The following is an 8,107-nucleotide window of genomic DNA, read 5'->3' on the forward strand; positions in this document are numbered from 1 at the left end:
CAGCTAGTGTTGCTATTTTTTTTATTTATTAGTAGCATTACTAAGCTCGCTTAGTCAAAATATTTTAGCGTGGAACTATTTTGCACGATCATGCAATTAGTAAAATATGACTAGTGATGTTGTTCGTTAAATCTGTCATTCTATTTTCAAATTAATTAGCAAGTTATACCTATCAAGTAAGTCGATTTTAACCAATTAAAGATTCAGTAACTTTTATTTGTTTACATAATATTGCAAAGTGCGTCTGGAGGTTAGGTATGTATTTATTAGAGATGGCCCCCAAGTTTTTGTTGGCCTTGGTCATTTTACTTATTTATGTCAAATTGTCTGGTAAAAGTCAAATTGCCCCTATGTCTCAGTTAGATCAGGTTGGGAGTATGGTCATTGGTGCGCTTGTTGGTGGTGCTTTACTTAGTCCAACTGTCTCTGCTTTACAAGCTTCAGGGCTTGTCGCCATTTGGGCTGGATTATTAGTTTTAATTCGATTTATTAAATCAAAAAATTCACATTTAAGAGATGCGATTGATGGTACGCCTATTCGGTTAGTTAAAAATGGGAAGTTATTAACCGATAACTTTATCAAAGCTAATTTACCCGTCAGAGATTTTGAAACTTTAATCAATATACAGGGAATTTGTACTTTTGCTGAATTAAAACATGTATGGTACGAATTGAATGGCTCATTAACTATCATCAAAAAAGGTGAAAAAGATATCGCCGTACTTGTTATTGAGGAAGGAAAAATAAGTCAAGAAAACCTGAAAGAAATAAATAAAAACGAAGATTGGATTGTAGAGGAAATTCAGAAACAGGGTTATGAAAAATTGGAAGACATTTTCTGTGCTGAATGGTTTGATAATAAATTAATTATTTATCCTTACGATAAAGAAAATAAATAAGAATAATTTATTGATTTTATTTTATAAATAGGTGGATAACTATCCACCCTAATAAATTCTAACGTAATTGGCTATCTTTACTACCACGTCGATTATATAAATTTGCCGTCTTAGCTAAAGTTTTATCTATATTTTGCTGGCAAACTAAGCAATATTGAACTCCCGGTAAAGCTAATTGTCGTGCTTCGGGTATAGGATCGCCACATTCAATACAAAAATGAGCACTTTCTATACCTTGTTTTAATTGACGCCTTGCGTTTTCAATTGCATCTGCAATAGTTCCTTCAATTTGTTGATTAACTGCATCATCTGATGCCCAGCCACTTGCCATGATAGAATTCCTCCTTACAACTCAATGTGGTGATAATTTAATCATTTTCAAGTAAAAAAAAGTGATTAATAATAGAGATGTTTGCAGTAATAGTGGTATTATGTAAACGGCAACGCTTTTAATTAATATCGTTTAATTGGAGGTTTATATGCAACAATATGAACAAGCAACTTTTGCAGGTGGTTGTTTTTGGTGTATGGTAAAACCTTTTGATAAATATGAAGGTGTAATTGATGTGGTGTCAGGATACACGGGGGGGCATGTAGCTAATCCTACTTATCAACAAGTTTGTCAAGGTGATACTGGTCATACCGAAGCGGTTTTAATCACTTTTGATCCGAAAAAAATTAGCTATAAAACGTTGTTGAATATTTTTTGGCAACAGATTGATCCAACTGATTCAGGCGGTCAATTTGCTGACAGAGGCGATTCTTATCGCCCCGTTATTTTTTATCATAATGAATTTCAGCATAAACTTGCACTAGAATCAAAACAGGCATTGGAAGAAAGTCACCGATTTTCTAGTCCTATTCAAGTGAAGATAGAACCTGCTGTCGAGTTTTATCCAGCAGAAGAGTATCATCAAAACTACTATAAAAAACAATCACAACATTATGACCGTTATTATCAAATGTCTGGACGTTCTCACTTTATATCCGAACATTGGTTAGATAAAAACAATCCAAAGGTGAATAAATAATGCAAAATGATCCTCAATATAGCACTTGTCAAAAATGGAACCATTGGCTATCTGCGATGTTGGTTTGTATGGTGGCATCACTGTTACTATTTAAAATCACTTTATCGCAATTTTTAGGCGGAATGTTTTCTATTTATTTACTGCATAAATCTTTTGGCGTAGTGGTATTTTTATTGACGATTTGGCGCATTTATATCAACATCAAACAGGGCGTGCCTAATGTTTTGCCTTATGATAAAAAATTCCAACGAATTTTGTCAAAATCAATACAAGGATTTATCTATATTTTATTGCTTTTTATTCCATTGTCGGGGTATTTGATGAGTAGTCATGATCTTAATGTTTTTGGGGTGATCTCAATTCCTGCTATCGATATGCCAAATGCGGGGTATATGTTTTTTCATCGTGCTCATCTGTTAGGTTGCTATTTGTTAGCGGTATTTTTGGTTTTACATATTGCAGGAGCTTTGTATCATTATTTAGGGCTGAGAGATAAAGTATTACAATCGATGCTGTAAAGCCAATCTTTACCATTAATTAATGTTTAACACTCTAAAAAGTTAGGTGCATTATGAATAAGTTAATGAAAGAAAAAGCAGTGTCAGCATTGAGTCCAATGCAATATTATGTTACTCAACAAAATGGTACTGAGCCGCCTTTTGAAAATGAATTCAATACTAATCATCAAGACGGTTTGTATGTCGATATAGTCTCGGGAGAGCCATTATTTACCTCCTTAGATAAATTTGATTCTGGATGTGGTTGGCCAAGTTTTAGTAAACCAATTGATAACAAGAGCATCATTGAAAAACTAGATCAAAGTCATGGCATGCATCGTACCGAAGTGCGTTCACTAAAAGCCGATTCCCATCTTGGTCATGTTTTTGATGATGGTCCAAAATCATTAGGAGGATTACGCTATTGTATCAATTCTGCTGCTTTACGCTTTATACCGAAAGAACAACTTCAAGCAGCAGGTTATGGTCAATACTTACCGCTTTTTGAGTAATATTAAATAATTTTAATCCTATCATCGTATCGACGGTTGGTAGGATTTTCAGCTTTCTTTGTAATCAATTTTATTAGGTAGGTTTGTCAATACATTCGCTATCGAAAACCATTAAAGCAATTTAAATTATCAGTTAAATGCTTTTTTTAAAATAACACCTCAAATACTAACAATGAAGATCAACATGATGGGTGTCTTAATAAAGATAAATTAGCATAAAAGTGATTATTACGATATCTCGTTGTCTACTTAACTTTACTAGCATCATTCTATTTTGATGACTAGATTTCAAATCTTAATAAATTTTCGGTTAATACTTATGTTTAATCCATAGCGAAAGTATTTCTGTTGCAATTGTTCTGTTTTTTAAACATCCTCACTGATTTCGACTATACTTTAATGACACATGTGAATAGGAAAGCTTAATTTTGAAATAGAATTATCCTGTTAACTTTTGGATTAAATATTGACTGATATCAAGATAAATATTTTTAGCGCAATGCTGATGAGTTTTCGGCTTAGTAATTTTTTGTTTTTAGTAATTAGGTAGAAGCAACGTTATGATATTTAATCTTTCTTTATGACAAACTACATTGAGATGATTAAAATAGAGATAAAAAGCCTAATTATTTTGCCTACGTGTGCATTGAATTATGCGCAAAAATAACTTTTAAAATACTTGTTATCTCTATCATTAAGGATGAACAATATAAAAATTGCTAGCTAATTCTTACGTTTAAATAAAACATAGCTGATAATTAAAAAAACTAAACTTGTTAACATTGACCCTATCACAGGATAGATACCCATAACAATACTAGCTTGTGCAAAAAGATTATCCGCAATATAGAAGATAAATCCAAAACTTATCCCAATAATGACACGTACTCCCATCGATACGCTACGTAAAGGGCCAAAAATGAACGAAAGTGCTAATAACATCATTACTGCAACAGAAATCGGTTTAATAAGTTTTTTCCAGAAAAGTAAATCATAATATTTTGTGTCTTGACCTGAACTTTTTAAATATTGGGCGTATTGATAAAGTCCAGAAGCAGATAGTGAATCAGGATCGAAAGCGACAATATTAAGTTTGTCTGGAGTGATGTTTGTTTTCCATGGCATTGATACCATATCATTACCGATTATTTTGTTTGGTTGGGTTAGATCATTTCTTTCAATTTGTAATAAAGTCCATATGTTATCTTTGAATACAGCACTTTCGGCGTGAGTAATTGATAATAATTTATTATTATCTACTGAATAAATATCAATATTAGCAATAGAGTTATCATTATTGACATGACCAATAAATACATAATCATTGCCATCTTTTGCCCACAGACCACCTTGTTGTGCCATTAATGAATTTCCATATAATTTTTCAGAACGCATATTACGAGCAGTTTGTTCACTTACGGGAGCAACCCATTCACCAATCGCCATTGTTAAAATGACTAATGGTAATGCTGTTTTCATCACCGCTAACGCTATTTTAAAACGACTAAATCCAGAGGTTTCCATAACAATTAGCTCACTACGAGAAGCTAATATGCCTAAACCTATTAATGCACCTAGTAATGCCGCCATAGGGAAAAAAATCTCTAAATCCTTTGGTACCATCAACAAAGAATAGATGCCCACAGCAAAAGCATCGTAGTCAACTTTTATTTTTCTTAATTGGTCGATAAAACGAATAATGCCCGATAAGCTAATTAATAAAAACAGGCAAATACCAATTGTGCTTAAAATAGTTTTACCAATATAGCGATCTAAAATCGAAAACATCCTTTTTCTCCTTTATGATGCAATATATTTTAAACGAAGTTTACGCATAAATAAGTTATCCCAACAATTCAAAAATATAGCTAATATGAAATAGGTTAAATTTATAACATAAAACCATAAGGCTGGATCTAATCGACCTTTACCAGCATTTGCTTTAATCGAGCTTGCTAATAGGAAATAAATTAAATACAGCAATAGGGCTGGTAAAATTTGTGCCAAGCGTCCTTGCCTAGGGTTAGAAACACTTAGCGGTATAACTAAAAATGCCATAAGTGGGACAGAAATAATAAGTGTTAGTCGCCAATAAAATTCAGCTTCTGCTTTTATCGTTTTAGTTTGGATTAAATTCGTTAAACTCAATTGCTGAACATCGGTTTTTTCATCATCAATAGAATCTAGCGCTTTAGGCTTTATAATACCTAAGTAATTATGAAAATTTGATATACGAAAATCTTTTAACTGCGCCGTACCTTCATAACGATTGGCATCTTCTAATGTAATAATCTGGTTACCCTCATCATCATGACCGGTTTTACCTTTATTAGCAATAATTATTGACGGTCGTTGGTTGTTTTTAGGATTGATTTGCGCAATAAATACTTTATCTAGAGCATTATTATTGACACTGTTGATATAAATGACTGAATTACCATCTGGTGTTTGTTGGAATTGACCCGCTAAAAGTCCCGCTAAACTAGGATTAATTTTAGCATTCTCAATTAATTGATCTTGTTTAAGGCTTGACCAAGGCCCAAACCAAAGGCAGTTTATTGCGGTTAATGCACAAGTCAATATACATAGAAAAAACACAACTTGATAGGTTAAATTCTTTTTTACTCCACAGGCTTGCATGGCAACCATTTCACTATCAGAATATAAACGGCCAAAGGTCACTAAAACGCCAAGAAAAAGACTCAAAGGTAAAATTAAATCGGCCATATTAGAAATACCTAAAACCAGTAAAGGCATAATCAAATCGCGTGGAATATTGCCTTCAATAGCGCTGGATAATATTCTAATTAATTTTTGTGAAAAGAAAATTAATAACAAAATAAATAGTATTGCCCCTTGTGTTTTTAATGTTTCTTTAACTAAATATCGACGAATTATCACATTTAACCTATCTAAACGTTTCTAAAAATTTGTCTATTATAATCTGATTTGTTTTGTTTAGTTATCTTTTTGTTGCTATCCCCAAACGAACCGATAAAATATTAGTAATCACAACGAATATAATAAAAGAGAACCCTTATGGAAATTTTAATTAAAAATAGCCTTACTATCACAGATCAAAAATCAGAATGTTTAGTTATTGCCGTTAATGCCGACAAAACTAAGTCTGCAATATTGAAAGAAGTCGATGACGCTACTAATGGTTTTATTCATCAATTAATTAAATCAGAAGATATTAGCGGTGAACTGGGTAGAACGGCATTTTTATATTCTGGTTCAAATAATTTAAAACAAAAATTATTATTTGTTGGTTGTGGTAAATTGAAAGAGTTTGATTTAACCCGAGCTAAAACTATTATAAAAGCCGTTATTACAACATTAATTGAAAAGAAAGTTAAAAATATTAGCTGGGATTTGTTAACGATTTGTTCAGCAATTAATCACGATATTGTTAAGCAATTACCCCAAATTATTAACGATATAACTTATAATTTTGATCAATTTAAATCAAAAAAATCCCCATTACCAAATTTAAATAAAATAACATTATTGTTTAGTGATAAAAAACAGCTTAAATCTATTACAAATTATTTAGTGCAAGGTCAAATTATTGCTGAAGCTGTCAATACAACTAAAACGATTGCTAATATGCCATCTAATGTATGCAATGCCCAATATTTAGCTGAACAAGGTAAAAAATTGGGTAAAAAGCATACATCTTTAAAAGTGTCGTGCCTAGGTGAAAAAGAGTTAGCTAAATTAAATATGAATGCTTATTTAGCGGTAGGTCGCGGTTCAGAGAACGAATCAATTATGACCGTTATTGAATACAACGGTGCTAAAGATAAAAGTGCTCAACCTTATGTTTTAGTTGGTAAAGGATTAACATTTGATTCAGGTGGTATTTCAATTAAACCCGCTGCCGGTATGGACGAAATGAAGTACGACATGTGTGGTGCAGCAACTGTTTATGGGGTTATGCAAGCCGTAGCCGAGTTAGCACTACCTATTAATGTAGTTGGTGTAATGGCGGGTTGTGAAAATATGCCAGATGGTAATGCTTACCGTCCAGGGGACATTTTAACCACTATGTCTGGTATCACTGTTGAAGTGATTAATACCGATGCAGAAGGTCGTTTGGTGTTATGCGATGTATTAACCTATGTCGAAAAATATCAACCTAAAGCTGTTATCGATATTGCAACATTAACTGGGGCTTGTATTATTGCTTTAGGCCATCATTATACTGGCGTGATGGGTAATAATGAACAATTAGTGGCTCAATTAGTTACTGCATCAAATAACGCTGATGATAAAGCTTGGGCATTGCCAATTGATAATAATTTCCAAGATCAAATTAAATCAACATGTGCTGATATTGTTAATGCTGCTGGTCGCGATGGTGGGACAATTACTGCTGCATGTTTCTTGTCTCGATTCACTGAAAAATATCAATGGGCGCATTTAGATATAGCTGGAACAGCTTGGAAATCTGGCGCGAGTAAAGGTGCGACTGGTCGACCTGTGGCGATGCTAGTTGAATATTTAATGGCTCAATAAATTCGTTTTAATATGAAAAAAGTCATTTTTTATCTTTTAGAAAACCAGACTCAAACAGATGAATCTGGTATTTTATATCATGAAAAACTTGCTTGTGAAAAAATTGTTGAAGCATATCAAAACAATCAACGTATACTTGTGACTTGTCATGACCAAACGCAAGCAGAGAGAATTGATGAGTATCTTTGGCAATTAGATACAAATAATTTTGTACCACATAATTTAGCCGGTGAAGGTATGAAGGGTGGATCACCTGTTGAAATTTGTTGGCCGCAAAAGCGTAGTAATGGTAATCGACAAATCTTAATTAACTTGCAAGAGCAATTTCCTGATTTTTCGGCAGTTTACCATAATATTATAGACTTTGTTCCGGTTGATGAGCGATTAAAATCGCTTGCACGAGAAAGATACAAATCTTATAAAGATGCTGGGTTTAATTTAAAAACTATCCCTGTATTATGCGAATAAAGAACATTGAGTTAACTCGTTAAACTATATAAAAAATTGGGTAATTAATATCAGTAACTCGTGTTTTGTATTGATCAAAATCCAATATTTTTACTATTATCTATTTATCATTTTGTTATTCATATAAGAAAATGAAAGATGTTTATTATCCTTTTATTTTGTTTACTCCCCCGTTATTT

9 protein-coding genes are annotated in these 8,107 nt (G+C 32.6%); 6 read left to right on the plus strand and 3 right to left on the minus strand.

The features are described 5' to 3' along the window. The first annotated feature begins 257 nt into the window (after window positions 1–257). On the plus strand, window positions 258–899 hold the full coding sequence (locus A9G09_RS00810; RefSeq protein ID WP_065633022.1) for a DUF421 domain-containing protein: 642 nt from the start codon (window positions 258–260) through the stop codon (window positions 897–899). 58 nt (window positions 900–957) lie between these two features. Here A9G09_RS00810 and A9G09_RS00815 read toward each other — a convergent pair whose 3' ends face one another. After that, the gene (locus tag A9G09_RS00815) at window positions 958–1,230 is read right to left on the minus strand and encodes a DksA/TraR family C4-type zinc finger protein (protein WP_065633023.1); all 273 of its coding nucleotides are present in this window, start codon (window positions 1,228–1,230) and stop codon (window positions 958–960) included. A 148-nt stretch (window positions 1,231–1,378) separates the two neighbouring features. On the opposite strand from A9G09_RS00815, the gene msrA reads away from it, so the two are divergent. The 3 genes from msrA to msrB are packed head-to-tail and all read left to right on the plus strand — an operon-like array spanning window position 1,379 to window position 2,939. Then, entirely contained in the window at window positions 1,379–1,930 is a 552-nt protein-coding gene (gene msrA / locus A9G09_RS00820) for a peptide-methionine (S)-S-oxide reductase MsrA (protein ID WP_065633024.1), read from the plus strand. Then, a complete protein-coding gene (locus A9G09_RS00825; RefSeq protein WP_065633025.1) occupies window positions 1,930–2,448 on the plus strand; it encodes a cytochrome b in 519 nt (172 codons plus the stop codon). Before msrA ends, A9G09_RS00825 begins: the two co-directional genes overlap by 1 nt. 53 nt (window positions 2,449–2,501) lie before the next feature. Further along, window positions 2,502–2,939, plus strand: a complete 438-nt coding sequence (gene msrB, locus A9G09_RS00830) for a peptide-methionine (R)-S-oxide reductase MsrB (RefSeq protein WP_218056770.1) — start codon at window positions 2,502–2,504, stop codon at window positions 2,937–2,939. A 723-nt stretch (window positions 2,940–3,662) separates the two neighbouring features. Here msrB and lptG read toward each other — a convergent pair. Next, the gene (gene lptG / locus A9G09_RS00835; RefSeq protein WP_065633026.1) at window positions 3,663–4,727 is read right to left on the minus strand and encodes an LPS export ABC transporter permease LptG; all 1,065 of its coding nucleotides are present in this window, start codon (window positions 4,725–4,727) and stop codon (window positions 3,663–3,665) included. Window positions 4,728–4,739: 12 nt separating this feature from the next. Continuing rightward, window positions 4,740–5,840: an LPS export ABC transporter permease LptF gene (gene lptF, locus A9G09_RS00840; protein WP_065633027.1), complete on the minus strand. Its 1,101-nt coding sequence runs from the start codon at window positions 5,838–5,840 to the stop codon at window positions 4,740–4,742. Between the two features lie 138 nt (window positions 5,841–5,978). Between lptF and A9G09_RS00845 the strand changes: the two genes are divergently transcribed. Together A9G09_RS00845 and A9G09_RS00850 are read left to right on the plus strand one after the other, a co-directional pair. Next, on the plus strand, window positions 5,979–7,460 hold the full coding sequence (locus A9G09_RS00845) for a leucyl aminopeptidase (protein WP_065633028.1): 1,482 nt from the start codon (window positions 5,979–5,981) through the stop codon (window positions 7,458–7,460). Between the two features lie 12 nt (window positions 7,461–7,472). Then, on the plus strand, window positions 7,473–7,928 hold the full coding sequence (locus A9G09_RS00850) for a DNA polymerase III subunit chi (RefSeq protein ID WP_065633029.1): 456 nt from the start codon (window positions 7,473–7,475) through the stop codon (window positions 7,926–7,928). Window positions 7,929–8,107 lie beyond the last annotated feature (179 nt).

The sequence above is a fragment of the Gilliamella sp. wkB292 genome (assembly GCF_001690235.1).
In the GTDB taxonomy this organism is placed as follows: domain Bacteria; phylum Pseudomonadota; class Gammaproteobacteria; order Enterobacterales; family Orbaceae; genus Gilliamella; species Gilliamella apicola_F.